The sequence below is a fragment of the Massilia aquatica genome (assembly GCF_011682045.1).
Classification (GTDB): domain Bacteria; phylum Pseudomonadota; class Gammaproteobacteria; order Burkholderiales; family Burkholderiaceae_D; genus Telluria_A; species Telluria_A aquatica.
On record NZ_VVIW01000004.1, the window covers coordinates 397172 to 422963 of the forward strand.

The 25792-nt window shown below is 63.8% G+C and carries 23 protein-coding genes and 1 pseudogene; 10 read left to right on the forward strand and 14 right to left on the reverse strand.

Going from position 1 to position 25792, the window contains the following annotated elements; genetic code table 11:
- The first annotated feature begins 245 nt into the window (after window positions 1-245).
- Window positions 246-752 carry a chemotaxis protein CheW gene (locus tag F1609_RS10340; RefSeq protein ID WP_167076339.1) on the forward strand — a complete coding sequence of 169 codons (507 nt, stop codon included), beginning with the start codon at window positions 246-248 and terminating at the stop codon, window positions 750-752.
- Window positions 753-771: 19 nt separating this feature from the next.
- Here F1609_RS10340 and F1609_RS10345 read toward each other — a convergent pair whose 3' ends face one another.
- Together F1609_RS10345 and F1609_RS10350 are read right to left on the reverse strand one after the other, a co-directional pair.
- Complete coding sequence (locus F1609_RS10345; RefSeq protein ID WP_167076340.1) at window positions 772-1356, reverse strand: hypothetical protein; 585 nt, start codon at window positions 1354-1356, stop codon at window positions 772-774.
- Window positions 1357-1369: 13 nt separating this feature from the next.
- Window positions 1370-1954 (reverse strand): hypothetical protein, encoded by a 585-nt coding sequence (locus F1609_RS10350; RefSeq protein ID WP_167076341.1) that lies wholly within the window; start codon window positions 1952-1954, stop codon window positions 1370-1372.
- Window positions 1955-2076: 122 nt separating this feature from the next.
- Here F1609_RS10350 and F1609_RS10355 point away from each other — a divergent pair, with 122 nt between their 5' ends.
- The gene (locus tag F1609_RS10355; protein ID WP_167076342.1) at window positions 2077-2466 is read left to right on the forward strand and encodes a lysozyme inhibitor LprI family protein; all 390 of its coding nucleotides are present in this window, start codon (window positions 2077-2079) and stop codon (window positions 2464-2466) included.
- A 56-nt stretch (window positions 2467-2522) separates the two neighbouring features.
- Here the strand turns inward: F1609_RS10355 and F1609_RS10360 are convergent, their stop codons facing one another.
- The 9 genes and pseudogenes from F1609_RS10360 to F1609_RS10400 form a co-directional block, all read right to left on the reverse strand.
- Window positions 2523-3095: a hypothetical protein gene (locus F1609_RS10360; protein WP_206752952.1), complete on the reverse strand. Its 573-nt coding sequence runs from the start codon at window positions 3093-3095 to the stop codon at window positions 2523-2525.
- A 195-nt stretch (window positions 3096-3290) separates the two neighbouring features.
- A pseudogene (locus F1609_RS10365) lies at window positions 3291-3647 on the reverse strand (NIF family HAD-type phosphatase); the annotation flags it as partial.
- A 121-nt stretch (window positions 3648-3768) separates the two neighbouring features.
- The gene (locus F1609_RS10370) at window positions 3769-3933 is read right to left on the reverse strand and encodes a hypothetical protein (RefSeq protein WP_167076345.1); all 165 of its coding nucleotides are present in this window, start codon (window positions 3931-3933) and stop codon (window positions 3769-3771) included.
- A 16-nt stretch (window positions 3934-3949) separates the two neighbouring features.
- Complete coding sequence (locus F1609_RS10375) at window positions 3950-4342, reverse strand: lysozyme inhibitor LprI family protein (RefSeq protein ID WP_167076346.1); 393 nt, start codon at window positions 4340-4342, stop codon at window positions 3950-3952.
- 49 nt (window positions 4343-4391) lie between these two features.
- On the reverse strand, window positions 4392-5366 hold the full coding sequence (locus tag F1609_RS10380) for a J domain-containing protein (RefSeq protein WP_167076347.1): 975 nt from the start codon (window positions 5364-5366) through the stop codon (window positions 4392-4394).
- Between the two features lie 118 nt (window positions 5367-5484).
- Window positions 5485-6636, reverse strand: coding sequence for a class I SAM-dependent methyltransferase (locus F1609_RS10385; protein ID WP_167076348.1), 1152 nt, complete (start codon window positions 6634-6636; stop codon window positions 5485-5487).
- 40 nt (window positions 6637-6676) lie between these two features.
- Window positions 6677-8149, reverse strand: a complete 1473-nt coding sequence (locus F1609_RS10390) for an ATP-binding protein (RefSeq protein ID WP_167076349.1) — start codon at window positions 8147-8149, stop codon at window positions 6677-6679.
- Window positions 8142-8852 carry a response regulator gene (locus tag F1609_RS10395; protein WP_167076350.1) on the reverse strand — a complete coding sequence of 237 codons (711 nt, stop codon included), beginning with the start codon at window positions 8850-8852 and terminating at the stop codon, window positions 8142-8144. Before F1609_RS10395 ends, F1609_RS10390 begins: the two co-directional genes overlap by 8 nt.
- Window positions 8853-8864: 12 nt before the next feature.
- The gene (locus F1609_RS10400; protein WP_370661614.1) at window positions 8865-10217 is read right to left on the reverse strand and encodes an ABC transporter substrate-binding protein; all 1353 of its coding nucleotides are present in this window, start codon (window positions 10215-10217) and stop codon (window positions 8865-8867) included.
- A 429-nt stretch (window positions 10218-10646) separates the two neighbouring features.
- Here F1609_RS10400 and F1609_RS10405 point away from each other — a divergent pair, with 429 nt between their 5' ends.
- The 8 genes from F1609_RS10405 to ttcA all read left to right on the forward strand — a co-directional run bounded on the left by F1609_RS10405 (window position 10647) and on the right by ttcA (window position 18558).
- The gene (locus tag F1609_RS10405; protein WP_167076351.1) at window positions 10647-11933 is read left to right on the forward strand and encodes a maltoporin; all 1287 of its coding nucleotides are present in this window, start codon (window positions 10647-10649) and stop codon (window positions 11931-11933) included.
- A 99-nt stretch (window positions 11934-12032) separates the two neighbouring features.
- Window positions 12033-13286 carry an ABC transporter substrate-binding protein gene (locus tag F1609_RS10410; protein ID WP_167076352.1) on the forward strand — a complete coding sequence of 418 codons (1254 nt, stop codon included), beginning with the start codon at window positions 12033-12035 and terminating at the stop codon, window positions 13284-13286.
- Window positions 13287-13481: 195 nt separating this feature from the next.
- On the forward strand, window positions 13482-14336 hold the full coding sequence (locus F1609_RS10415) for a carbohydrate ABC transporter permease (RefSeq protein WP_229421798.1): 855 nt from the start codon (window positions 13482-13484) through the stop codon (window positions 14334-14336).
- Window positions 14326-15192, forward strand: a complete 867-nt coding sequence (locus F1609_RS10420) for a carbohydrate ABC transporter permease (protein ID WP_167076354.1) — start codon at window positions 14326-14328, stop codon at window positions 15190-15192. The genes F1609_RS10415 and F1609_RS10420 overlap by 11 nt, the downstream gene beginning before the upstream one ends.
- Window positions 15193-15225: 33 nt before the next feature.
- Entirely contained in the window at window positions 15226-16356 is a 1131-nt protein-coding gene (locus F1609_RS10425; RefSeq protein WP_167076355.1) for an ABC transporter ATP-binding protein, read from the forward strand.
- A gap of 104 nt (window positions 16357-16460) precedes the next feature.
- The gene (locus F1609_RS10430) at window positions 16461-17240 is read left to right on the forward strand and encodes an SDR family oxidoreductase (protein ID WP_167076356.1); all 780 of its coding nucleotides are present in this window, start codon (window positions 16461-16463) and stop codon (window positions 17238-17240) included.
- A gap of 20 nt (window positions 17241-17260) precedes the next feature.
- Window positions 17261-17659, forward strand: a complete 399-nt coding sequence (locus F1609_RS10435) for a dihydroneopterin aldolase (RefSeq protein ID WP_167076357.1) — start codon at window positions 17261-17263, stop codon at window positions 17657-17659.
- The gene (gene ttcA, locus F1609_RS10440; RefSeq protein ID WP_167076358.1) at window positions 17656-18558 is read left to right on the forward strand and encodes a tRNA 2-thiocytidine(32) synthetase TtcA; all 903 of its coding nucleotides are present in this window, start codon (window positions 17656-17658) and stop codon (window positions 18556-18558) included. The genes F1609_RS10435 and ttcA overlap by 4 nt, the downstream gene beginning before the upstream one ends.
- A 204-nt stretch (window positions 18559-18762) precedes the next feature.
- Here ttcA and F1609_RS10445 read toward each other — a convergent pair whose 3' ends face one another.
- The 3 genes from F1609_RS10445 to F1609_RS10455 all read right to left on the reverse strand — a co-directional run bounded on the left by F1609_RS10445 (window position 18763) and on the right by F1609_RS10455 (window position 25687).
- Complete coding sequence (locus F1609_RS10445; protein ID WP_167076359.1) at window positions 18763-19917, reverse strand: Shedu immune nuclease family protein; 1155 nt, start codon at window positions 19915-19917, stop codon at window positions 18763-18765.
- 221 nt (window positions 19918-20138) lie between these two features.
- Window positions 20139-21899 (reverse strand): M14 family metallopeptidase, encoded by a 1761-nt coding sequence (locus F1609_RS10450; RefSeq protein WP_167076360.1) that lies wholly within the window; start codon window positions 21897-21899, stop codon window positions 20139-20141.
- 101 nt (window positions 21900-22000) lie between these two features.
- The gene (locus F1609_RS10455; RefSeq protein WP_167076361.1) at window positions 22001-25687 is read right to left on the reverse strand and encodes a M48 family metallopeptidase; all 3687 of its coding nucleotides are present in this window, start codon (window positions 25685-25687) and stop codon (window positions 22001-22003) included.
- Window positions 25688-25792 lie beyond the last annotated feature (105 nt).

Consider the following 25792-nt stretch of genomic DNA (forward strand, 5'->3'; position numbering starts at 1 on the left):
GCGCGATGCGAAACAACACAGCTAGTTTTTGCCCGGCCTTAACTATCAGTAAACAGTGCGACTGTGACATCTGCACTATCGGTTTTTTACCAATCAAATTATAAACAATGTTTTGTCCAAGTCGAGCACGACCGCATTCATATTTTGCGAGCTGGCAACAGCACCGCTCGTCATTTGGCGCCGCATCTGCTACTCTTGGAAAGCACAGGCGTCCGCCGGGGCCGCCGCTTTGACAAGGATCACTTATGCAAGTTCCTTCTTCGACTGTAGCCGGTGGCGGGCCATCCGGCAAGGACATCGCGGGCCACGAGTTTTTGGCGTTCACGCTCGGCTCGGAAGAATACGGGATCGACATCCTCAAGGTACAGGAAATCCGCGGCTATGAGGCGGTAACGCGGATCGCCAACGCGCCGGAGTTCATCAAGGGCGTGATCAACCTGCGCGGCATCATCATTCCCGTGGTCGACATGCGCATCAAGTTCAACCTGGGCACGCCGGTATACGACCAGTTCACCGTGGTCATCATCCTCAACATCGCCGGGCGCGTGATGGGCATGGTGGTCGACAGCGTCAGCGACGTGACCACCCTCACCCCCGAGCAAGTCAAGCCGGCGCCGGAAATGGGCACCGCGTTCGGCTCGGATTACCTGATCGGGCTGGGCACGATCGACCAGCGCATGCTGATTCTGGTCGATATCGACAAGCTGATGTCGTCCGCCGACATGGGGCTGATCGAGTCGCTGGCGAGCTGATCCGCCGGCGGCCGCGCGCTCAGCCGAAAAAGAATTCCATGAAGCCCGCTTCGCACTCCGCGCCGAGCACGCGGCGGGCGATGGCGCGCATATCGTCGAGAAAGGCGGGCAGCGGGGTGCAATCCTCGTCGCGCACCTCGTAGTCATAGGTGTGCGCCTCGACCAGCATCGCCTCGGCCATAGCCTGGAAGAAGCTGGCCAGGTCATTGGCGATTTTGCAGGTGCAGGAACCAATGTGGCCGTGGACAACGCCGCCCGGCGTGCCGCCGTCGACCGAGACCGCATCGCCATGGCGATAGGCAATGACGATCCGGTCGTGGTTCCAAGTGGGGTCGATCACCTCGCGGCCGCTTTTGTCGCGCATCCATCCCCACTCATGCTGGATCGTCTCCAGGTCATCGAGGTTAATCAGGTCCAGGATGAGTATCCCTGCGACCATCGGCCTGCCCCCCAGCAACATGCGCGCGTAATACTCCCTCACGATGGGCCCAAGCGGAATCGGTTCGACGATGGCCTCGGGCGCGTGGTAGCGAACGGTGCCGGCATTGTCCGGACCGGCGGCGAAGGCTGCGGCAAAGTGATGTAATGCGGTGTCGAGTGTCATACGCAGTCGGTGCTTAACCGAAAAAGAACGCCATGAAGCCCGCTTCGCCATCAGGGCCGAGCACGCGCCTTGCGATCGCACTTATCTCATCGAGAAAGACCGGCAGCGGGTTGTCATCGTCGTCGTACACCTCGTAGTCATACGTTTCAACCTCCACCAGCATTGCCTCGGCCATGGCCTGCAAAAAGCCGGCCAGGTCGTCGGCGATCTTGAAGTGATGCGAACCAATGGCCCCAAAGACCGTACCGCCGGCGCTGCTGTCGTCGACGATGATGGCGTCGCCATGATGGTCCGCGATGACAACCCAATCCCGGTTCCAGCGCGGGTTTTCCGTCACCGAACCGTCTTTGGCGCCGATCCAGCGCCACCCGTGCTGGGCGCTGTCGATCCTGTCGAGCGCAAACAGATGCAAGAGAAGCGCACCGGATACCTGCGCCTTGTCTCCGATCGCCAGTTTGGCGTAGTACTGCGTCAGGACCGCGCCAAGGGGAATCGGTGCAGCGACCGGCTGGGGCGCCCGGTGCTGAACGGTTCCGAAATTATCAGGGCCCGCTGCGAAAGCGCTGGCAAAGTTCTTCAATGCGGTATCGAGTTTCATGCACATTTCCCATCAGCGTGTCGCAGCCGGACACAAGCCGCACATCCTACCTTGCCGGGCTGGCGGCCGGTGCGATGGCGGACGTGATACGATTTCTTTTCAGCCAATTTTTAAAAGACACCATGACATTTCCAGTGCGCGCCCTTTGCGTGGGCCTCCTCGCCGCCATCGCCACGATCAATCCGGCAGCGGCAGCGGCGGCCGACGACTGCAAGGACCCGATGTCGCAATACGACATGAACAGGTGTTCCGCCAAGGATGCCGGACGCGAAGATGCGCTCCTGAACAAGAACTACAAGGAACTGACGGGCAAGGTGGACGCGCAGGAAAAAGCCCAGATCAAGGCCGTGCAACTGGCCTGGATCAAATTTCGCGACCTGCAATGCAATTACGAGGCGGACAGGTATGAAGGCGGCAGCATGCAGCCGCTGGTCCACTCGTCGTGTTTGTACGCGCTGACCAAGCAGCGCAATAAGGAGCTCGCCGAGATGATCAGGGAAGTGTCGCACTAAGATCCTTCGTCGACGCCGGCCAGGGCTGCGCTAATGCCACAGAACCCGAAACGCCACTACCCCACGGAATGACGCCGTGTCAGTGGCACGACTTTTCCCATGCGACGGTCAATCGGTTGATCGGAAGCGGGAACGTGGCTTTCCCTGGCGAGCCAGCTGTTGGACGATTCAAGGTTCCCGTCATGGCGTACTGCCCGAAGATATTGCAGTTCTTCAAATGGCACCACCATTTGCAGCCAGCGGCTACCGGACTCAATGTGCCCTTGGGATCCTCCCTCGGTCCAGCGAATCGACTGAAGCGACGGTTCATTCATGATCGACCATTGAACCCCGCGCAACGGCCGGGTGGAGTAGATTTTCAGGATCGTCGACTTGGCGGCATCGTCGATGAACCTGTTGTTGTAGCTACCGGACAGATACACGACCATGCGCTGAAAATAGGAAAGCTTGCTGCGCGCTCCAAACGTGACGGTCTCGGCCCCCCACTGCGGCAGCGTCCCGTTCATTTTAGCCAGATAGAATCCGCGCCCGATTTGTCCCATCGGCGGCAGAAAGCGCGCCTGCACCCCTTCAGTGAGGATGCTGCGCGCCGATTTTTCGTTTGTTCCGTGATAACCCAAGAATTCCAAAATGTTCTCCTTTATAGCGATTCGCATACCGCGTTGCCAGAATGTTGCTTTCTTGCACCGACGAAATCAATGCAACGTTGATGAAAGTTCATTCGCCCAAGCCGCGATGATACCCGGATTTAACATTCCAGTCGCATCGTAGCGGGATGGTCAAACGGTCGGCGGCCCAACCCGGCTACGCCCAATCCCTGGCAATCAAGCAAGCTGCAGGACTTGCCGCAACCCCAGCAGCGCCACGTCGTCGCGCGCGCCCGTGAACGGCGCCACAGCCAGGTGGCAGCGCGGCTGCCTGCAAATCTTCTCGGGACTGTCATCGATGATGGTCATGCGCTCGAGCGGGTAGCCGAACTTCTGCGCCTTGCGCAAATCCTTGATGTACACGTAGCTGTTGCTGCGCACATCGACACGCTGTACGCATTGTTGCGCCGACCAGGCGAAGCGCAGCGGCACGCCGGCGAACAAGCGTTCCACCACCGCCGCCACATACGCCGCGCTCGACGACGACCACACCGCCAGGTCGAAGCGCGCGGCGGCCAACTCGATCAGTTCACGCGCAAACGGGCGCTAGTACACCAAATACGGCGCCACCTCGAAGTCGCAGGGATGGGCGAGCGCAAACTCGCTGGCGTGCACCAGCGTTTCGTCGAGGTCGAATATCAGCAGGCGGCGCGGTTCAGGTTGCATGCGGATCGAAGTAGGCGGCCCAGGTGATGGCGCAAGGCTGCATCCTGGCGCTGGCGCCGAACAGCGCCTGGGCCGCGTCCATGTCGCGGTCCCAGTGTTCCAGGCGCTGCCAGGCCTGCTCGACCAGTTGGCGCGCTTCGGTGATCTGTTGCACGGCCGTGCGCTGTGAGTCAGCGCACCCGCGCCAGGTTTTCCAGCTCGGTCGCGCGCGCCGCGCGGGCGCTCATTGAACACTCCTCGGCCAACAGGACCGCCGCCGTGCCGCCGTCGGGATCGTGATAGAACACGCAGTTCGCCTCGGCGTATTTCAGCCACAGCCGCTGGGCGTCCTGCAGCTGCTGCTTGCGCTCGCCCTGCAGGCGCGCCATCAGCGCGCGATACGCGACATTGAGGCGCTTGTCCTCGGTGTCGTACTGCACGGCGATGCATTCCATGATCGCCGGGTTGCTGACCGCCTTGTCCATGCAGCGCTGATACTGCTTGCTGCGCGTACCGTCCTGTGCGGCGGCGGGCATGGCGCCGGCGGCCAGCGCCAGCAAAAAAATCGTTCGCATTACGGTCATGAGGACATCCAGGCAAGTCCGGGCGTACCCGGAATGAAAAAAATCCGGCTTAACCCGGTTCTGAAGAACGTGCCGCCGCCTGCTTGCGCCGCCCCACGCATTCGGCCTGGCTGCCGCCCACGTCCACATTCTGGTAGCGCACCTCGTACTTGCCCGCCGCCAGGCGGTCAACCAGGAAGGTGTCGCGCGCCAGCACGTAGACATGGCGCACGTTCGAGCGCCGGTCCAGGTCGAAAATCTTGACCAGCACCGGCGAGCCGTTGCGCGTGTTGTCGATGCTGATCTGGGTTTCCGGCCCCTGGTTACCGATCGGAAAGCCATCCACATAGCCCGACTGCACCGGCCACGGCTCGCCGTTGGGCGCGATCAGGGAATGCAGTTCGGTCTCGCAGTCGGCCACCCGCGCCGGCACCACCAGTTCGGTCACGCCGAGCGCCCGCACATCGGGCGCACGGGTGCCGGCGTCGGCCACATGCGGCTTGGCCACGGCCCAGCTGTCGGCGCGCGCGTCGGGCGGCGCCTCGCTGCGCGCCGGGGCTGGGGTCGACGCCGCGCTGCGCTGCGTGCCCAGGGCCGACGCCAGCGCCACCGGCACCACCCGGTCCTGGCTCAGGAAAAACGCGCCGGCCGCGCAGCCGAGGCCGAAACACAGCATCAGCCCGAACCACCAGCGCGGGTCGCGCACGGCCCGGTATGGCTTGAGCACCTCGACCGGCGCCCCGTCCCACCCGGACGCGGCCTCGGCGCGCGACTTCTCGCGCCCTTCCTCGCGGGTGCTTTCGAGCCATTCGATTTCCCATTCCTCGGCCGCGATCCATTCGTCGTGTTCCTTGCGCCGCACCGGGTCCGACAAGGTGCCGTAGGCGCTGTTGAGGATCGCCATGATGCGCGCGGCCTTGTCGTCGCCGGGGTTCTTGTCGGGATGGTACTTCTGGCTCAAGGCCTTGTAGGCGGCACGAATGACTTCCTGCGGCGCCAGGCGCGCCACCTTCAGGTTGTCATAATGTGTGTGGATCTTGGCCATTGTTGTCAGGTTGGGGAAGCGCGCGGTCGTCCATGATAGCCGATGTGGTCACGCCGGCAAGCCCGCCCGGCGTAACTGGAAGTGCGTATTGTAGCCGCACTGCAAGTTGCCAGATATTCTACAGTCGATGGCTGCGGTCGGCCCGCGCCAGCGCGTCCGGCAGGGCCACGCCGCTGCCGACCACCAGCACCTTGAACAATTCGCCCATTTCGGAGGGCGAGACCAGCTTTTGCAGGGCAATCGACTGCGGCAGGTAGCGCAGCAGGTCGGACGGGTCGTGCCGCGCCAGCAGCAGTTCGCCAATGCCGGCGCCGAGCAAGAACGAAGCCTGGTTCATGTAGGCCAGCACATCGAGCCCGCCATCCTGCGCCGCCAGCGCCATGGCGGTAAAGTCGACGTGGGCGGTGATGTCCTGCAAACCGGGCAGGTAGAACGGCTCCGGGTGGGCATGGTGGCGGTAGTGGCACATCAAGGTGCCGGCCATGCGCTGGTCCAGATAGTATTCGTGCGCCGGAAAACCGTAATCAAGCAGAATGGCGGCGCCCTTGCCCTTGCCGAACATGCGCGCCAGCGACCCCATGAAGCCGCAGGCGATGGGGTGCACTTCGGTCAGGTAGCCCGGCGGCAGCTCGCCAGCGTCCGCAATCTGGCGCGCGATGTGGGCGGCCAGCCCGGCATCGGGCACGCGCGCCAGATACGCGAATTCACCCGCCTCCACCGTCACCATCATTTCGCGCCAGCCGTCGGCATCCTTGCGCACCAGCGCCACCGGCATGGCGTCGAGCACTTCGTTGGCCAGCACCACGCCCTCGAACGACACCGGAAAGTCATCGAGCCAGCGCACCTGCGGGAAGTCCTTTAAGGCTTCCTGCTGGCGCGCGCGCAGTTCGCCCGACAGTTCCATGATGGCGTAGCTCTCGACCGCCACGCCGTCGGCCGCCAGCGCGGTCAGCACGTCGCGCGCCAGCTTGCCGGTGCCGGCGCCAAACTCCAGGATCGCCGGCGCGCTCTGCGCCATGATCGGCGCGACCACGCGCGCCAGCGCGGCCCCGAACAGGGGACTGATTTCGGGCGCGGTCACAAAGTCGCCGGCCGCGCCAAGCTTGGAGGCGCCCCCGGTGTAGTAGCCCAGGCCGGGCGCGTACAGGGCCAGCTCCATGAAGCGGGTGAAGGAAATCGCGCCGTCGTGCTGTGCGATCTCAACGGCGATCAGGTTTTGCAGGGCGTGGGACGCGGCCAGCGCGTCGCTATCGGGAGCAGGTAAGGTCATGCGGGCATTGTAGCGACAAGCGCAGGGATGAACAATTATGTCAGTCGGCGTCCACCGAGGTGGACCCGTTGGGCAGCACCAGGGTGGCGCAAAAGCCGCCGCCTTCGGCGTTTTGCAGCAGCAGCTGGCCGCCGTGGGCCTGGGCGATGCCGCGCGCGATGCCCAGTCCCAGCCCCATGCCGCTGCTGTTTTGCTTGCGCCCGTGCTCAAGCCGCACATACGGTTCGAACAACTGGGCCAGCGCGTCTTCCGGCACGCCGGGGCCGTGGTCGCGCACCGCGATGCGGATGCTCGAGCCGACCGCGCGCACCGCGATCTGGGCCCGCTCGCCGTAATGCAGCGCGTTTTCCAGCAGGTTGCCGATGGCGCGCTTGAGCGCGAGCGGCTTGGCCGTCACCGACAGCCCGACCGGTTCGAACGAGACTTCGTGCCCGGCCAGCTGGGCGCCGCGCACCATGCGCGCCAAAAAGCTGTCGAGCCGGATTTCGGTCGGGGTTTCGTGGATGTCGCTGTCTTTCACGCATTGCAGCGCGCCCTTGACCATCATTTCCAGTTCGTCGATATCTTCGTGGAATTCGGCGCGCAGGGTGGCGTCGTCGAGCAGCTCGGCGCGCAGTTTCAGGCGCATGATGGGCGTGCGCAGGTCGTGCGAGATGGAGACGAACAGGCGCTCGCGGTCGTCGATGTAGCGCCCGATGCGCTCGCGCATGGCCCCGAACGCGCGCGCGGTATTGACGAATTCGCGGCTGCCGGTTTCCGGCAGGGCCGGCATGCGCTCGCCGTTGCCAAACGCAGTCGCCGCCTCCGACAGGGCCGCGAGCGGGCGCGTGGTCCAGCGCACCACGGGAATCGACAGCATCACCACCGCCAGCAAGGACAGCGCGTGCAGCAGCAGATGGTCGCGCGTAAAGAGTTTACCGCTGTCGAGAAAATACGGACTAGGCATCAGGGTGGCCAGGTACAGCCAGTGGCCCGGTTCCATTTCGACCTGCATCAGCAGCACCGGGGCCGGCTTGGCCAGCATGATCTGGCGCACCCGGTTTTCGGGCAGGGCCGACAGGCGCGTGCCGTCGTCGCCCACCACCAGCTGTTCGGGCCACACGAACGCCACGCGCACGTTGGCGTGGTTGGGCAGGTCGGCGTGCAGGGTCGATTGCACGGTGGCGATCGCAATGTCGGCCAGCGGCTGCGGCCCGATGCTTTCGGCCGCCACCGGCTTGCGGTTCAGGTTCACGAAAAAACGCGTCCCGCCCATTTCGCCGAACTGCTGGATGATCAAGGGCCGGTAGTTGGGCGGCAGGCTGACGAAAAAGCGCACCGCGCTGGCGGCGCTGTGGCCGAGCTGCTGGGCGGCGTTAGCCACTTCGACCTGCGACTCGGCGCGGCGCTGGCTGGCCCAGATGTAGTTGCCGGCCAGCTGGGTCAGCATGACGCCGGCCACCATCAGCAGGGTCAAGCGTCCGAGCAGCGATTGCGGCAGGCAGCGCGCCCAGCCGCCGGGGCGCTTATTCATGGCTGCTCGACACGCTCGCGGCAAACACGTAGCCGGCCCCGCGCACGGTCTTGATCAGCCAGGGTTGCTTGCCGCAATCGTTGAAGCGCAGGCGCAGGCGGCTGATCTGGACATCGAGAAAGCGGTCGAACGGCCCGGCGTCGCGCCCGCGCGTGGCTTCGCACAGCACGCTGCGGTCGAGGATTTCGCCGGCATGGTCGATGAAATACTTGAGCAGCTGAAAGTCCAGCCCCGACAACACCACCGGCGTACCGTTGTGGTCCACCGCGCTGCGCTCGACCACGTCGATGGTGAAGCCGCCGAAACGGTGATAGCGCGGCGGCGCGGCCGCTTCCATGCCGGTGCGGCGGTGGATCGCCTTGATGCGCGCCAGCAATTCGCGCGGACTATGCGGCTTGGAAATATAGTCATCGGCCCCGAGTTCCAGCCCGACCACGCGGTCGGCTTCGTCGGAACTGGCGGTGAGCATGATGATCGGCACGTTCGAGCGCCGCCGCACCGCCTGGCACAGGGCGAAGCCGTCGGTGTCGGGCAGCATGACGTCGAGGATCACCAGCGACAGGGTGTCCACGCTGCGGTTAAATTCGGTGAAGAAGGACGCGCCGTTGTGGGCCAGGGTGACCGAGTACTGGTTCTTTTCCAGGTAGGTTTTGAGCAGCGTCCTGATCTTCTGGTCATCGTCCACGATAAGGATGTTTCGCATGGTGTAAGTCGGTTACCTGTCTTGCGGGCGGCGGCCGATCACGCCCAAACGGCGCTGGGTGTCGGCAACGGCGACCCTTTCGTTAAGAAAAAAGCGGTGCAGCTCGGCCACCATGGCGTCGCGTGCGGTTTCGTCGGTGGCCATGCGGTGCGCCATGCTCGGCGCGTGCACCGCCGCCGAGCTGGCGAACAGGGTCCATGATGCGCGAGCGCAGCCATCCATGGCGCCCAGGTCGGGGGCGCGCAGCACCGGCACCGAGCCCTTGACACGGCTGTAATCGCGCTGCACGGCCGCTTGCATGACCATCGCCGCCAGGGTTTCCTGGGCGCCACGCTGGGCCGGGTGCGCGGCCAGCATGCTCAGCGTGTCGACGGTGTACAGGTGAAAGGCGGCGGTGCCCGGCACGGCGCCGCAGCCGAAATCGCGCTCGCTGTTCAAGCCCAGCGCGTTCAGTTCGCCCTTGGCCCAGTCGCCCATGACCAGCATGGCGGCGCTGCCTTCAGCGAGCTTGCGCGCTTCTTCGGCCCAGGTCAACTCGCGCACGGGCGAACCCATCCATCTTTTAAGGGCGCGCAGGCGGGCCAGCGCCCGGCCCAGGCGCGGATCGGTGAACGCGGCCGGCTCGCGCTGCTGGAACAACTGGCGGAAATACACCGCTCCGCCCTCGGCCAGCACCAGCGTTTCGAACAGGGTGGCGACCTGCCACGGTTCGCTGCTTTGCGCCAGCGGCGTGACCCCGGCGCGCTGCAAGACCTCGGCGGCGCGCTCGAACTCGGGCCAGGTCGACGGCGCGGCCAGCCCGTGGCGGGCGAACAGGGCGCGGTTGTGAAACAGGATGTTAATACGGTGGATGCCGAGCGGGGCCGCCACCACATGCTGGCCTGGCCGGATCAGGGCCGCAACACCGGGCAACAACTGGCGATCCCAGTTGCCGCGCGCGGCCACCTGATCGAGGTCGGTCAGCAACCCGAGGCGGGCCCAGTCGCGCACCACGATGCCGTTGAGCTGGGCGACTTCGGGCGCATCCTTGGCCAGCACCCGGCTGCGCAGCACGATCCCGGCCCCGATGCCCGAGCCGCCCGGCACCATCGTGTCGCGCCATGCGACGCCTTGCTGGCCCAGGCGCTCGGCCAGCAGGTCGACCGCGCGCCGCTCGCTGGCGGACTGCCACCAGTGCAGTACTTGCAGGGAATCAGCTGGCGCGGCGCCCGATGGCGTGGCGGCCGCGGGAGCGGTTTTGGGCGCGGCTGCCGTCAGCAAGGGCATGGCCAGCGCCAACAGCGCCATCAGGCGCTTGCCGCGCCCCTCCTTGCGGGCGCTTCTCTGCTGGGGGACGTTGTCGGTTGTCGCTTGCGCCTCTATCACGCTCTCCTGTTTGCGGAACAGTGTATAACGAAAATTCCACACGCAAAATGTAATTTTACTACAGCACTATGCAAAGTTAGTTTGCGAACTGTTTCGTTTTGTTGCAGGCCGGGTCATCCGTTTCCACCCCGCGATGGCACTCGTCCGCACAGTGAAAACCGGCGCTGCGCGGGCGCCGGCATTTGTAAAGTTATGTTGCAAGCTCAGCCGGCCAAAATAAAGTTTTATCATACAAATCAGTGACTTGTAATATTACTCATATCCATATGCGACAAGTGGCCTAAGCGGGGGACACGATGCTACTGTCGCCAACGTTGTCGATGGAACACGCTGAAAGTGGCAATGATCGCGACATAACAGTGCCACAAGCGTGCTGACCAAAGTAGCGCCACCTCGCCACGCTACTTTACATACTAATAAGGAGACTAAATGAAACGTATTACCAAAAGTACATTAGCCACTGCCTTGCTGCTCGCGTTCGCCAGCAGTGGCGCCATTGCGGGCGACCATGAGACCGAGGGATTCCATGGTTACCTGCGCGCAGGCGTCGGCTCGGCCACCAACGGCGGCTCGCAAAGCTGCTACGGCCTGGGCGGCATCAGCATGTCTTATCGCCTCGGCAACGAGTGCGACAGCTTCACGGAATTCGGCTACACCCACGCGCTGGCCAAGGCCAGCAACGGCGCCACCTTTGTCGGCACCTTCTGGGTCGATGCTTACAAGAACAGCTCGGACTTCGGCGACGCCAAACTGGCCGTCTCGAAAGCCTACGTGGAAGCGAAAAACCTGCCGTTCATGAACGGCGGCATTATCTGGGCCGGTAAGCGTCACTACTACCGTCCTGACATCCACATGCTGGACATGCAGTACATCAACATGAACGGTACCGGCGGCGGCGTCGATGGCTACCCTATGGGCCCGGGCAAGATCAGCTACGCCGTGTTCAAGGATAACGACGACAACGTCTACTCCACCGATCCGCTGACCGGCGTGCGCACCCTGCGCAGCACCAATTCGGCGCTGCGCCAGAACATCGTCTACGAAGGCTTGCCGGTCAACCAGGACGGCACCCTCGACATCGCGGTCAGCCTGATCCACGCCCAGGGCGACGACAACATCGCCCAGAAGACCCATAACGGCTACCAGGTTTCGCTGTTCCACCGCCAGGCCAAGCTCTTCGGCGGCGGCAACACCTTCGGCGTACAGTACGGCGTCGGCCCCGGCACCGGCATCGGCGGTCCTTGCTGCGCGCGCATGGGTCCTTCCGGCAGCACCCTGCTCGATTCGGACGTGACGCGCGTGCGCGTGTTCAACGATATCGTGGTGCAGCCAACCCGCGACTTCAGCATGGAATTCGTGGCCCTGTACCAGCGCGACAAGTCGCCTGTCACCGGTAGCAACACCTGGACCACCGTCGGCGCGCGCCCTGTGTACGCCCTGGCAGAAAACTTCAAGATGCAAGCGGAACTGGGCGTGACCCGCCTGAAAAGCGATATGAACCCGTCGGCCCAGCGCCTGACCAAACTGACCATCGCCCCGACCATCACCCTGGGCCGCGATTACTACGCGCGTCCCGAGCTGCGCGCCTTTGTCAGCTACGGCAAATGGAACGACGCCGCCACCGGCGCCGTGAACGCCTTCAACAATGGCGGCCCGGTATATGGCGACCGCACCAGCGGCACCTCGTACGGCATCCACCTCGAAGCCTGGTGGTAACACCAGCAGTCAACTAGCAAGCGTGCGCGGTGAACCCCGCGCACCTTGCTGATCAATCACACTCGCAGTCAAACCAAAAAATCGTTGGAGACGAACCAGATGAAAATCAAACAAATCAAATTCTTCCTGGCCGCAGCCGGCCTGGTTACCTTAGCTGGCGTCGCGCAAGCGGCACCGCAAGTCGAAGTGCTGCACTACTGGACCTCCGGTGGCGAAGCCAAATCGATCGCCGAACTGAAGAAAATGATGGAAGCCAAGGGCGTCGTCTGGAAAGACTTCGCTGTCGCCGGCGGCGCTGGCGAAAACGCCACCACCGCCCTGAAAGCGCGCGTCATCGCCAACAGCCCGCCGACCGCCGCCCAGATCAAGGGCCCGGCCATCCAGGAATGGGGCAATGAAGGCGTGCTGGCCAATATCGACAGCGCCGCCACCGCCGGCAAATGGGACAGCCTGCTGCCACCGGTCATCTCCAACGTGATGAAATACAAAGGCCACTACGTCGCCGCACCGGTCAACGTGCACCGCGTCAACTGGCTGTGGATCAACCCGGCGGTCCTGGCCAAGGCCGGCGCCAAAACGCCGACCAACTTCGACGAATTCTTCGCCGCGGCCGACAAGATCAAGAAAGCCGGCCTGGTGGCGATCGCCCACGGCGGCCAGCCATGGCAGGACACGACCATCTTTGAAACGGTGGTGCTGGGCGTCGGCGGCGCCGACTTCTACAACAAGTCGCTGGTCAAGCTCGATGCGGCCAGCCTGACCGGCCCGACCATGATCAAATCCTTCGAAACCCTGGCCAGGATCAAGACCTACATCGACAAGGATGCCGCCGGCCGCGACTGGAACCTGGCGACCGCCATGGTCATCAACGGCAAGGCCGGCATGCAGTTCATGGGCGACTGGGCCAAGGGCGAATTCACCGCCGCCGGCAAGGTAGCGGGCAAGGACTTCCTGTGCGTGGCCGCACCGGGCACCGAGAAAGCCTTCACCTTCAACATCGATTCGCTGGCCATGTTCACGGTCAAGAATCCGGAAGAGCAGAAAGCCCAGCTGACCCTCGCGTCGGCCGTGATGAGCCCGGAATTCCAGGAAGTCTTCAACCTGAACAAGGGTTCGATCCCGGCGCGCGCCAACATCGCCCGCACCAAGTTCGACAGCTGCGCCACCAAGTCGATGGATGACATGGCCACCAGCAACAAGGGCAACGCCCTGCTGCCAAGCCTGGCCCACGGCATGGCACTCGACTCGGCCAAGGCCGGCGCGATCCAGGACGTGGTTGCCAAGTTCATGAACTCGGCCATGACCCCGCAGGCAGCGGTGCAGGCACTGGCCAAAGCGGCAAAAACGCAATAAGCTTCCCGTAGCACCTCCGCGCGGCCCATGGCCGCGCGCGTACCTGCCAGGCCGGCGCGCTTCATGGCGCCGGCCCGCATCCGCCTTTTGGAGATCTAAATGTCCGCTTCCTCCCTGACTTCCAGTCCGGGGCCGCAGGCGCGCACGCGCGCCCCCGCGGTTCCCTCGCGCTGGGCCGCCCGCATCGACGCCTGGATGGCGCGCCTGATGCTCGCGCCCACCATCCTGATGTCGCTCGTCTTCGTGTACGGCTTCATCGTGCTCACCGCATTCCTGTCGCTGACCGAATCGCGCATGATGCCGCGCTTCGAGTACGCCGGCTTCGGCCAGTACACCGCCCTGTTCGGGCTGGACCGCTGGTGGACGGCGGCGGCCAACCTGGGCATCTTCGGCGGCCTGTTCATCCTGTTATGCCTGGCGATCGGCCTGTCCATCGCCATCTTGCTCGACCAGCGCATCCGCGCCGAAGGCGCCCTGCGCGCCATCTACCTGTATCCGATGGCGCTCTCGTTCATCGTCACCGGCGCGGCCTGGAAATGGATTCTCAATCCCGGCCTCGGGCTGGAAAAAATGCTGCACGACTGGGGTTTCGTCAACGCCCGCCTGGACTGGCTGGTGGACTCCGAAATGTCGATCTACACGGTCGTCATTGCCGGGGTGTGGCAGTCGTCGGGTTTTGTGATGGCGCTGTTCCTGGCCGGCCTGCGCGGCGTCGATGACGCCATCATCAAGGCCGCCATGGTCGATGGCGCCAGCCTGCCGACGATCTACCTGCGCATCGTCATCCCGGCGCTGCGCCCGGTGTTCTTCAGCGTGCTGCTGGTGCTCTCGCACATCGCCATCAAGAGTTTCGATCTGGTGATGGCGCTGACCGCGGGCGGACCGGGCACCTCGTCCGACGTGCCGGCCATTTTCATGTACCAGTTCTCGTTCACGCGCGGCCAGCTGGGCCTGGGCGCGGCGTCGGCCATGATGATGCTGGCCACCGTGCTGGCGGTACTGGTGCCCCTGATGTACCTCGAAACCAAAGGAGCCCGCCATGGTCGCTGAACAACCCCGCCTCACCCCCGGGCGGATTTTCATCTACGTGCTGCTCACGCTGGTGGCGCTGTACTACCTGGCGCCCCTGTACGTGATGCTGACCACGTCCTTCAAGTCGCTCGAACAGATCCGCACCGGCACCATCCTCGACCTGCCGATGGCCCCGACCACCGAAGCCTGGGGCCGCGCCTGGAGCGGCGCCTGCACCGGCGTGCGCTGCGAAGGCCTGGCGCCCTACTTCTGGAATTCGGTCAGCATGACCATTCCGGCGGTGCTCATTTCGAGCCTGATCGGATCGATCAACGGCTACGTGCTGGCGCACTGGCGCTTCCGTGGTTCGAACGTGGTGTTTACCGCCCTCATGGTCGGCTGCTTCATTCCGTTCCAGGTCGTGATTCTGCCGATGGCGCGCCTGCTCGGCATGGTCGGGCTGGCCAATACCACCACCGGTTTGATCCTCGTGCACATCATCTACGGGGTGGCGTTTACCACGCTGTTCTTCCGTAACTACTACGTCACGGTGCCGGAAGAACTGGTCAACGCCGCCCGCATCGACGGCGCCGGCTTCTTTACCATCTACCGCCGCGTGATCTTCCCGCTGTCGCTGCCGATTTTCATGGTCTGCTTCATCTGGCAGTTCACCCAGATCTGGAACGACTTCCTGTTCGGCGTGGTGTTCGGCGGCGCCGATGCGCAGCCGGTCACGGTGGCACTGAATAACCTGGTCAACACATCGACCGGGGTGACCGAATACAACGTCAACATGGCCGCGGCCATCATCGCCGCTTTGCCGACCCTGGGGCTGTACCTGGTGGCCGGTAAATACTTCGTGCGCGGGCTGACCGCCGGCGCGGTCAAGGGCTGATTTCAACTCATTCAAGGCAGGAGAAACACAACGATGGCCAGTTTATCGATCCGCAATGTGCGCAAGGTGTACCCGAACGGCGCTGAAATTTTAAAAGGCATCAACCTCGAAATCGAGGATGGCCAGTTCCTGATCCTGGTCGGCGGTTCCGGCTGCGGCAAGTCGACCTTGCTCAACATGATCGCCGGCCTGGAGACGGTATCGGAAGGCGAAATCCTGATCGGCGACCGGGTGGTCAATGACGTGCCGCCCAAGTCGCGCGACATCGCCATGGTGTTCCAGTCGTACGCGCTGTACCCGACCATGACGGTGCGCGAAAACATCTCGTTTGGCCTGGGCATCCGCAAGGTGCCGAAGGCGGAACAGGAAAAGATCGTGGCGCGCGTGGCTGAAACGCTGCAGATGACCCACCTGCTCGACCGCAAGCCGGCCCTGCTGTCGGGCGGCCAGCGCCAGCGCGTGGCCATGGGCCGGGCCATTGCGCGCGACCCGTCGCTGTTCCTGTTCGACGAACCGCTCTCGAACCTGGACGCCAAGCTGCGCGTGGAGATGCGTGCCGAGATCAAGCTGATGCACCAGCGCCTGGGCACCACGATTGTCTACGTCACCCACGACCAGATCGAGGCGATGACCCTGGGCGACAAGATCGCCGTCATGCGCGACGGCGTGGTGCAGCAGTACGGCAGCCCGCAAGAAATCTACGACCGCCCGGACAATCTGTACGTGGCCGGTTTTATCGGTTCGCCGTCGATGAATTTCTTGAAAGGCAAACTGGTGCAGCACGGCGGCGGCACCGCGTTTACGCTCGACGTGGACGGCGACATCGCCCTGCTGCCGCTGCCGGCCGGCGGCACGGAATACGGCGCCTTGCACGGGCGTGAAGTCATCCTCGGCATCCGTCCGGAGCACGTCACCGACGCCCTGAGCGCGCGCCAGTCGGGCGCCCACGAAGGGTACGAACCGACCGAAGTGACCTGCCTGGTCGAGATGACCGAGCCGACCGGCCCCGATACCCTGGTCTTTACCTGGGTCGGCGGCGTGCGCGCCACCTGCCGCACGCACCCGCGCGCGCACGCCATGCCGGGCCAGCGCATCAACCTGGCCTTCGACCTGTCGAAGGCGATCCTGTTCGACCCGGTGACGGAACAACGGATGGGTGCATAAAGGCGTCCTTTTGGGAGGGGTGAGCGAACTTTAGGCGATAATAGCGACTCGCGCCGGCACGGCGCCCGATCTGTCTGTTTTTCTGTCCATACTTCTGCTCATTTATGCAACAAGCCGCACCCACTGAACGTCCCCCGGTCGCCCTCGTGACCGGCGCCGGACGCCGCATCGGCCGCGCCATCGCGCTCGGCCTGGCGCGCGCCGGCTGGGACGTGGCGCTGCACTACCGTTCGTCCGAAGCCGACGCGCGCGAGGTGGCCGACGCCATTCGCGCGCTGGGCCGCCGCGCCGCCCTGCTGCAATGCGACCTGGCCGACGACGCCGGCGTGCGCGCCCTGGTGGGCCGCGCGGCAGAGAAACTGGGGCCGGTCGGCTGCATCGTCAACAACGCATCCCAGTTCGACTTCGACAGCGCGGCCGACTTTTCGCCGGCGCTGCTGGCCCAGCACATGCAAGCCAACGTGGCAGCACCCATCCTGCTGGCCCAGGCCCTGCACGCGGCCACGCCCGCCGGTCAACAGGCGGTCGTCATCAACCTGCTCGACCAGAAGCTGTACAACCTCAATCCCGACTATTTGTCGTACACCCTGTCCAAGGCCGCCCTGCACACCGCCACCAGCATGCTCGCGCAAGCGCTCGCACCGACGGTGCGCGTGGTCGGCGTGGCGCCGGGGATCACCATGGTCTCGGGCGAGCAGACCGAGGCCGGCTTCGCACAAGCGCACCAGGCGACGCCGCTCGGGCAATCGAGCACGCCGGACGACATCGTGGCCGCCGTGTGCTACCTGGCCGGCGCGCGCGCCATTACCGGCACCACCCTGGTGGTCGACGGCGGCCAGCACCTGGTGCCGCTGGCGCGCGACGTGATGTTCCTTACCAAATAAAACAACCTGAAAGACTCCCTATGCTGTCCGCCCTGTCCCACCCCAAGCTGAGCGCCTGCCGCCGCCTGTTCCTGCGCAATTACGAAGTAATGATCAACATCGGCGTGCACGACTTCGAAAAGAAGGGCGAGCAGCGCGTCCTGATCAACGTCGACCTGTACATTCCGCTGGCGCTGTCCACGCCCAAGGATGACCAGCTGGGCGAAGTGGTCGACTACGACTTCATGCGCGAAACCATCGCGCGCCGCATGGCGCAGGGCCACGTGCATCTGCAAGAGACCCTGTGCGACGACGTGGTGCGCGCCATGCTGGCGCACCCGAACGTGCACGCGGTGTGCGTGTCGACCATGAAGCCGGATGTGTATCCCGACTGCGAAGGCGTGGGCGTGGAAGTATTCCAGATCAAGGAAACAGCATGAGCGAAGCGGACCTGATCGAGCGCAGCGGCGACAAGCTCGCCCATGAAAACAACAAGCTGCACAAGCGCCTGTGCAGGCAGGTCGGCCAGGCGATCGGCGACTTTAATATGATCGAAGACGGCGACAAGGTGATGGTGTGCCTGTCGGGCGGCAAGGACAGCTACGCGCTGCTGGATATCCTTTTGACCTTGCGCGAACGCGCGCCGATCCACTTCGAGATCATCGCCGTCAACCTGGACCAGAAGCAGCCGAACTTCCCGGCCGATATCCTGCCGGCGTATTTGACCAAACTGGGCGTGCCGTTCCACATCGAGAACCAGGACACCTACAGCATCGTCAAGCGCCTGATCCCCGAAGGGAAAACCACCTGCTCGCTGTGCTCGCGGCTGCGGCGCGGGATCTTGTACCGGGTGGCCGATGAACTCGGGTGCAACAAGATCGCGCTGGGCCACCACCGCGACGACATCCTCGAGACCTTCTTCCTGAATATGTTCTTCGGCGGGAAACTGAAGGGCATGCCTGCAAAATTAGTGTCCGACGACGGCAAGCACATGGTGATCCGCCCGATGGCGTACGTGAAGGAAGCCGATTCGGAGCGCTACGCCGAGGTCAAGCAGTTCCCGATCATTCCGTGCGACCTGTGCGGCTCGCAGGAGAATTTGCAGCGCAAGCAGATCAAGAACCTGATGCGCGAATGGGAGAAAAAATATCCGGGCCGGGTCGAGAGCATTTTCTCGTCGCTGTCGACGGTGGTGCCCTCGCATCTGATGGACCAGGATCTGTTCGGGTTCAAGGATATCAAGGCCGATGGCGTGGCCAGCCCGCTGGGCGATATCGCGTTTGACGAAGAACCGTGTTCGACCCCGGTGATGGGGACGATTCCGCTGCAGCCGATGTGAGGATAGCGGTTTTAACCGAAAAGCCCGCTGATGCGGGCTTTTTTACGCTAGCCAGGAAACATGTGGTTCCGGTAAAGTGCTTTTACTTGCCGGATCACGGATGCGTTTTCTAAACAGGAATTAGAGCCGTCGATGTTACGTCTGTCTTAATCAACATCCGGCGCTGTTCATCGGTTTTCGTTGTTATGGTTTAGGTTGTTTCTATTATTTATCGTGTTGCATGACGATGAACTTTGCTCGCTCATACAGTTCGTCGAAGGTGAAAATTTCGGGACTGGTGGTGTTCTGCCTAAATAGCTCAAATGAACGATATCGTTCTTCGTTAACGCCTTTGTCAGAACTGAACTCTTGCAGACTTCCGATAACCATAAATGCTTTAGGTGTATAGTTGTAGGCTACCTCGCCCGTAGGGTCGCCCATGTCGTCGGTCATTGCCAGCTTGTGACGCAGTGTATCGCTTGCCATAGCGACGGTGACTTGAACTTGCGAAACGCCGCCTGCAAGGTCTTCGGAAGGTGCCCAGCAACCTTTACGGTAGTACGTTTTCTGAAGCAAGGACGTCTTGTGCGTTTTGATCTCCGCAAAGCACAGGCTTGAGATGGCGCCGCGTGTTCGCAAGAGTGCGTCAACCCGTTTCCCATGCTGGGCAACGGTAAATCCTTGTACGTACTGTTCTAACTTGTTGTCGTCCAGTGAAGACAGGTACAGATAGCTCAGGCCGTAGCCAAAAATCCAAGGATTCTTCTCAAAATACTTTTGCCAAACCGCCTCGTCCTTGCATTCTTTTTGCTTTTTGACTTCTTCAAAGTAGTCAGGATCTTCAAGTAAACGTTTGAAGGTTTGCAGTTGCCTCTTCCTGTAGCCTACTGCAATGACATCATCCTTCGTAATGGCTGACCTGATGACCTCGGCAAAAAGCTCCTGGTTGTCCTTGTAGAGCGATTCTGCTTGAGTGCTGGAAAGGATCAAACGCCTCAAGGCTTCGTCGGTGATTTTCTTCGGTCCGTTACCGTCAAGCGGCATGGCTTGAATGTGGTGGAGAAATTCTACGAGCTTACCTATCTCATCCCCTATGAAAGAAAAGCTTGCATTGTGGGGTTTGCCTGTAGCGACGGTGTAGCCTTGAATACTGAGGACGAACATCTTCCTGTCGTCTTCAAAGAACTTTGCTGTGATACAGCTTTTTGCTCCCTCCTTGTGGCGAAGAACGATCTCGTCCTTGACTTGGGCGAAGGCGTAGCTTTGAGGGTTTTCGATAAGCTTGGTAGCTATCCTTACCATTCTGCTCTTGTCGTCAAAGTCTGGAAGGCGAGGGCTTATGTACGTCTTACCAGGCTCGGGGTCTTGATAACTGTCCATGCGATCACTTTCAACAATTTTGAAGCCAGCCGTACACGGCACTATGCAGCTCGCCGGACGCGGAACGCGCACTGATCAGTCTCTGGTGGCCGTATAGCCGCCCATTTGCCACTCGTTGAACCCTTGTAGCGCAATGCGCAACGGGCGCAATCTGTTCGACGTCCGGTTTGATCAGCTCATCGTACACAATAGTCACAGGCGGCCGTTCCGTCAAAGTGTCCTTACGGCGCCACCGCAGTCCGCAGCACAGGATACAAATTCAAGCGCTCGTCGTACGAGGTATGCCTTTTGGCGAAAAATGCCAGCCGCGCGTCCGGGTTCTTGGCGAACGCCGGATCGCTGTCCACCTTCGCCTTGAACGCCGCCGCCAGCGCCGGGTCGGCGGCCATCATCTCGCGCGCGACATCTTCGGCCACGTAGTCCTCCATATACTCCTTGCGCTCGAACGCGGTGTTGAACATCCCCCACTGCACCAGCGAATCCGGGCCGGCCGGTTCGAACAGGGCCACCACCAGGCGCGCCTTGGCCTGCGCCACCGGCACGAACAATGCGCCCTTTTCGATCGCGCGCGGCTCCGCCTTCCACCCTCCCTGCAAGGTCACGCGCACATGCGATTCGAGCGAGACCGGAGCGTACGTCACCTTCTCGGCGCGGAAGGTCTCCACATCGGCCTTTGCCTGCGCCGTACCCAGGGTGCGGTAGCTGATGCCGTGCTGGCTGAGTTTTTGCCCCACCATGGCCGCATGCGCGGCCGGCACGATGTAGCCGGCCTTGGGCGCTGTGACCATCACGTCCGGCACGATCTCGTCGCGCAGCGGCACGGTCCAGACCTGCGGGCGGCTTTCGTCGTAACGCGTCATCAGCGCGCCCGACACATCCGACAGCGTGCGCGTGTAGGCGTAACCACGGAAGTCGATCATGCGCTTTTTATCGGTCGCCTTGTAGGTCATGGGCAGCTCGGTCCCGCCCACTCGCGCCGCGCGACCATCGGCCTCGCGCGCCGCCGTCTGCCACGCCTTGCCATGCTGCGCCACCTGTTCGAGCACCGACACCACCGAGTTGCGCGTGATGCGCACGCGGGTCGGATAGTCCTTCCACGCATGGGTCTCGACCAGCACGCCGATCCGGTTGCGCAAAGCGAAATAGCCGGTCGAAAAACGTGGGTCCGAGACGCCGTCGGCAAAGCCCGACGCCGGATTGTCTTCTTCGGCGAACGACATGTAGAACGGCTGCGGAATGGAGCCCAGCCTGGTGATATCGGCCAGCACGCCGCTGCGCAGCGCCAGCCCGGCCTTGCGGAACTCCACATCGGCCGAGTGCACCGGTTCGACCTGGATCGAGATGTCGTGTTCGAACTTGGCGCCGTTGGTCACGTGCAGGTCGACATACACCAGCGGGTCCCACGCGTTCACCAGCGCCAGCATCGACTGCATTTCGATCGAATCGGCCTTGGCGTAGTCGCGGTTCAGGTTGAAGTTCTGGGCGGTGGTGCGCCAGCCCATTTCGACCGGGCCGCGCTGGTTCGGCCGGTTCCACTCTTTGAAGCGCTCATGCCCGTCGACGTTGAAGACCGGGACGAACAGCAGCACCTGCTTGTCGAGCGCACCAGGGGCGGCGCGGTTTTCCAGCATCTCGCGCAGCGCCAGGAAGCCGGCGTCCTTGCCGTCGATCTCGCCGGCGTGGATGCCGCCCTGGACCAGCACCACCGGCAGCGCGCGCGCCGCCGCAGCCTGCGCCGTGAAGGCGCCGGTGCGCGTGACCACCAGCGCCTGCATCGGGCGCCCTTCCGGCGTGCGTCCGAACTCGATGCACCTGACCTGCTTCGGATAGGCCTTCTGGAACGCGGCGCACAGGGCGATGACTTCGTCGTAGCGGCCGGTTTTCTGGAACTGCGAACGCTCGGCGACAGTGGTCAGGTCGGGAGCGGCGTGGGCGAAGGGAATAGCGGACAGCAGGGCAAGCAGCAGCGCAGAACGGATCATCGGTAAAGCTCCGGCAAAGTTGTCAATACAGGGCGCACGGTGCGCGCGAACCGGAAATTATAGTCCGCTTTGCGCGCCATGGTATCGGCAATCTGGCGTCGTTACGCGCTCTTGAAGTACGGCCGCTCCGATGAAAACAGCAGGCGCCTGACCGAGGTGCGCCATTCAGGCGGGGCCTTCTCGCCCAACAGCACCAGCGCCGCGCTCCAGGCATACGCGCGCTGCTCGGGCGGGATGGTGTCGAGCAGGCGTTCGGCGCTGCGCGGATTCTTGCCGGCGGCGATAGCGTCGATAAATGCGAGCATCGGCGCCTGATAAGGACCGGCCGCCGAACCCGTCGCGTTGCGGTAAGGCGCCGTATCGTAGCCATGCTTGTGCGCCAGCGCCAGGCCGAGCCAGACGTTGGCCCTGCCCATTCCTTCACCGAACGGCAGCGCCATGGCGCGCTTGATCAGGGCGGTATCGGCGCCGTCGGAGGCGGCGGCAAGCCGCACCACGTGCGCGGCGCGCGCCGGATTGGAGGCGGCCATGCGGGACGCCTCGTCGACGCGGCCGCTGGCCAGCGCGACATACGCGCGCAGCGGCGAGCCAGCCGGAAAGACGCCTTTTTCGATCGTGAGCAGCTCTTCCAGTTGCGGCGACCGGCTTGCCAGTTGCGCGAGATCGGCATCCTGTCCCAGCAAGCGCTTGAGGCGCGCCAGGTCCATGCTGGCGTAATTGCTGCCCGCCGCCGAGCCGCGCGCGATCTGTTCAAGGTCGGCCACGGCGTCGGTGAAGTCTTTCGAATGCAGCTTGTCGTAGGCCGACCAGCGCGCCAGCCACAGGTTCTTGGGCCAGCGCGCGCGCGCCGCCAGCATCTCGCCGTGCGCGCCGGGGCCCGTGTCGCGGCAGCGCAGCGCGAGGTAGGCCAGGTCGCCGTCGTCCGGCTGCGCGGCCGCTTGCGCGCCCAGGTCCTTGCACAGCGCCGCTTTTTGCGCGCCATCGACCGCATCCATTTCGGCGCGCCGCAGCAGCACGTCGCGCGGGGCGCGCTTCAAGCGTTCCGCCAGGATGGCGCCAAACTCCGGAAACGTGGCGGCGTAGGTGAACCAGGTTTCGCTGTGCGCGGCGGAGGTCTCGTCCCAGCGCGCGTGCAGCAGGCCGAGCTGCTTGGCCTTGGCCTCGTTCTCGAGCGCGCCGATCTGGGTTTCCGGGCTGGCGTCGGCCAGGCCGTCAAGCACGCTGCGCGAGCCGCCGCCATGCTTGCTGGAGATCGACTCGGGCGGTTTTTCAAAGCGGAAGTCGGCGCGCCGGTCGACCCAGCGCACGGTGCCGAGCATCTCGTCCGGAACCGGCTTGTCGTTGCCGTACGTGGCGTGCCACTGCACCAGCGGCGTGGCCGAGGCGACGTTGTACACCGGGTGCCCGCCGCGCTCGGCCACGGCGTCGAACGCTTCGATCAGGCGGCCGTCGCCGCTGCGCGTTTCGACGTGGTGCTTGCCCAATGCCGGTACGCTCAGTTCACGGTTCACGTGCGCCGGCACCACCGCCTTGCGCCCGTCGATGTCGACCGAGACCGGCAAACCGAGGCCGTTGTAGACGATGATCACCGGATCGCTGCCATAGGCCGACACGCCGCCTTTGGTAAACGAGCCGGCGCTCAGGACGGCGATCACGATCGACGCCGCCACCAGCAGGCGCGCCGCGCCCGGGACCATGCCGTCGGCACGCTGGAAGCGCGCCCACCAGCCAAGCTGCTGCTGGCGCTTGCGTTCGGCGCCGGCCAGCAGCACCGGGTACGACGCGGGCGCGCGCGAGGGAGGCGGGGCCAGTACCATCGCTTCGCCGCCGCGCGAGCAGCGCGCGATCATGGTTTCGGTCAGCAGCAATTCTTCGAGCGCATCGGCGCGCAGCGCATCGAGCCAGCTCGACAAGGCGTTGACCCAGCCGTCCGAGTAGTGCATGAAGTCGTTGATGGTGTCGGCATGGGGCGGCGTCATGTTGAAGTTGCCGAGCGCCGTTTGCCAATCGGTGTCCACGGCCAGGCGCGCGGCCAGGCGCGGGTCGATGTGCACCTGCGCCGCCTCGCGGTAGATCTGGTCCAGCACCGAGTACAGTCCGGCGGCCTGCCCCACCACGCGGGCGACGCCTTCGGCCGTCACGCGGTTCACGGCGGTGACCACGGCGGCCGCGTTGTGCATCATGCCTTGGGCGTCGTACAGGTCGGCCAGGCGGTGTTCGGCGTAGTGCACCATTGCCAGCAGGCCGTCGAGATAGGCTTGCCAGCCGCCGCCCAGTTGACGCGCCATGTCCTGGTGCCAGCTGCGGCACAGCCGGTCGTGCCGGTACAGGCGCTGCTCGACCTCGTCGATCTCGGCGCGCACCCGTGCCAGCGCGGCGGGCAGCTGCTTCTTGCGGAATTCTTCGCCGCGCAGGCGCACCACCCCACCCGGCGCGGTCAGGCGGCCGGCGATCAGGGCGTCGAGCTGCGTGCGTTCATCGCTCAGGTTGCGCAGCTGGTGCACGTCGTCCGTCAGCGTGGCCGGGTACAGGCTCGCCAGGGTGGCGGGCGAGGCGGCGTAGTGGGCGTCGCGCAGTTGCGTCAGGGCCGAGGCATGGCGCGTCAGCGCGCGGCTGAAGTAGATGCCGCAATAGCGGCGGCTGTACTGTTCGCGCTTGAACGGGCGCGCCAGCGTCTTGAGCGACTCTTCCAGCTCGACGAAGGTGGGCTTGTGGTCGCCCACCAGCAGGGTGCGCGTGATCTGTTCGCGCAGCGCCGCCGGCTGCTCGAAGATCGACCAGGCGCTGGCCGGGTCGATCTTCGCGTGTACGTAAATGCGCTTGGCGTTCGCTTCGCGTTCGTGATTGAGCGGGTGGGTCAGCCACATCTTGGACGGCTGCGCCAGTTCGGCCTTGAACACGCGGTGCGCGTGGCGCCGTTCTTCGGGCAGCGGCGGCACGTTGGCGTAACTGGGGTCGTTGAGAATGTTACTCATGCGCTGGAGGATGTGGGTCTGGACCGCGAACGCATCGCGCGTGGCGCGCCCGGCCGCGTATTCACCCTGGATGAAGGCCAGTGCGCGGTCCCAGGCGTCGTCGGCGCCGCGGGTGCGGTGCAGCGCGTGGACCAGGGCATCGCTGCCGGTGAGCGAGACGGCCACCAGGTCGGCCTGCATTTCCATCTCGCGCGAGAGGGCGCGCTGCATCAGCATGACGACCTGGAACACGGTGTCGAGCAGCGAACGGATCGACCAGATGATCACTTGCAGGACGCCGACGGCGATGGTCAGGCGAAAGTCGATGCGCCCGATCCCGACCAAAAATTCGTCGAAGCTGTCGCGCCGCGTAACCATGTGGCCGACGATCTGCTGGGCCACGTAGGCCCAGCGCCCGACCGCCATCGAACGCTGGGCGAAGTGGCCGAATTCGTGCGCCAGCACCGCGCGCAGTTCGCCGCGCGAGAGGGTGTTTACCAGCGGCAGGCCAATGAGCAGATTCTTTTTGGACGGGAAAATCAGGTTGAACAGCGACAGGTCGTAGAACACGGCGGCGTTGACGGTCGCCGACAGGAACACCCGGTGCGGACGCGGCGCGCCGGCGGCGTCGGCCAGTTCGAACAGGTAGGCGAACAGGCGCGGCTGGTCATCCGCCGTGACCTCATGCAGGCCGTCATACTTGGCGTTACTGACCGAGAAAATCGCCTTGATCATCATGACCGCGATGAACAGCGAACAGATGGCCATGACCCAGGCAAAAATACCCAGGTCGCTGCCGGCGCCTTCGAAGAAGACCTGCCAGGGGGTGTACAAGAACCAGCCTGCCAGGCCGCAATACAGCGCGACGAACAGCAGCAGGCCGGCGACGGCCAGGCGCGCGCTGTTCTTGTAGGCGGCGCTGGGGGCGGTCAGGCGGGC

What these genes read in the sequence shown, in the direction of transcription:
- F1609_RS10340 (WP_167076339.1), top strand. Translation starts at nt 246, where the DNA reads ATGCAAGTTCCTTCTTCGACTGTAGCCGGTGGCGGGCCATCCGGCAAG.
- F1609_RS10345 (WP_167076340.1), bottom strand. Translation starts at nt 1,356, where the DNA reads ATGACACTCGACACCGCATTACATCACTTTGCCGCAGCCTTCGCCGCC.
- F1609_RS10350 (WP_167076341.1), bottom strand. Translation starts at nt 1,954, where the DNA reads ATGAAACTCGATACCGCATTGAAGAACTTTGCCAGCGCTTTCGCAGCG.
- F1609_RS10355 (WP_167076342.1), top strand. Translation starts at nt 2,077, where the DNA reads ATGACATTTCCAGTGCGCGCCCTTTGCGTGGGCCTCCTCGCCGCCATC.
- F1609_RS10375 (WP_167076346.1), bottom strand. Translation starts at nt 4,342, where the DNA reads ATGACCGTAATGCGAACGATTTTTTTGCTGGCGCTGGCCGCCGGCGCC.
- F1609_RS10380 (WP_167076347.1), bottom strand. Translation starts at nt 5,366, where the DNA reads ATGGCCAAGATCCACACACATTATGACAACCTGAAGGTGGCGCGCCTG.
- F1609_RS10385 (WP_167076348.1), bottom strand. Translation starts at nt 6,636, where the DNA reads ATGACCTTACCTGCTCCCGATAGCGACGCGCTGGCCGCGTCCCACGCC.
- F1609_RS10390 (WP_167076349.1), bottom strand. Translation starts at nt 8,149, where the DNA reads ATGAATAAGCGCCCCGGCGGCTGGGCGCGCTGCCTGCCGCAATCGCTG.
- F1609_RS10395 (WP_167076350.1), bottom strand. Translation starts at nt 8,852, where the DNA reads ATGCGAAACATCCTTATCGTGGACGATGACCAGAAGATCAGGACGCTG.
- F1609_RS10405 (WP_167076351.1), top strand. Translation starts at nt 10,647, where the DNA reads ATGAAACGTATTACCAAAAGTACATTAGCCACTGCCTTGCTGCTCGCG.
- F1609_RS10410 (WP_167076352.1), top strand. Translation starts at nt 12,033, where the DNA reads ATGAAAATCAAACAAATCAAATTCTTCCTGGCCGCAGCCGGCCTGGTT.
- F1609_RS10415 (WP_229421798.1), top strand. Translation starts at nt 13,482, where the DNA reads ATGGCGCGCCTGATGCTCGCGCCCACCATCCTGATGTCGCTCGTCTTC.
- F1609_RS10420 (WP_167076354.1), top strand. Translation starts at nt 14,326, where the DNA reads ATGGTCGCTGAACAACCCCGCCTCACCCCCGGGCGGATTTTCATCTAC.
- F1609_RS10425 (WP_167076355.1), top strand. Translation starts at nt 15,226, where the DNA reads ATGGCCAGTTTATCGATCCGCAATGTGCGCAAGGTGTACCCGAACGGC.
- F1609_RS10430 (WP_167076356.1), top strand. Translation starts at nt 16,461, where the DNA reads ATGCAACAAGCCGCACCCACTGAACGTCCCCCGGTCGCCCTCGTGACC.
- F1609_RS10435 (WP_167076357.1), top strand. Translation starts at nt 17,261, where the DNA reads ATGCTGTCCGCCCTGTCCCACCCCAAGCTGAGCGCCTGCCGCCGCCTG.
- ttcA (WP_167076358.1), top strand. Translation starts at nt 17,656, where the DNA reads ATGAGCGAAGCGGACCTGATCGAGCGCAGCGGCGACAAGCTCGCCCAT.
- F1609_RS10445 (WP_167076359.1), bottom strand. Translation starts at nt 19,917, where the DNA reads ATGGACAGTTATCAAGACCCCGAGCCTGGTAAGACGTACATAAGCCCT.
- F1609_RS10450 (WP_167076360.1), bottom strand. Translation starts at nt 21,899, where the DNA reads ATGATCCGTTCTGCGCTGCTGCTTGCCCTGCTGTCCGCTATTCCCTTC.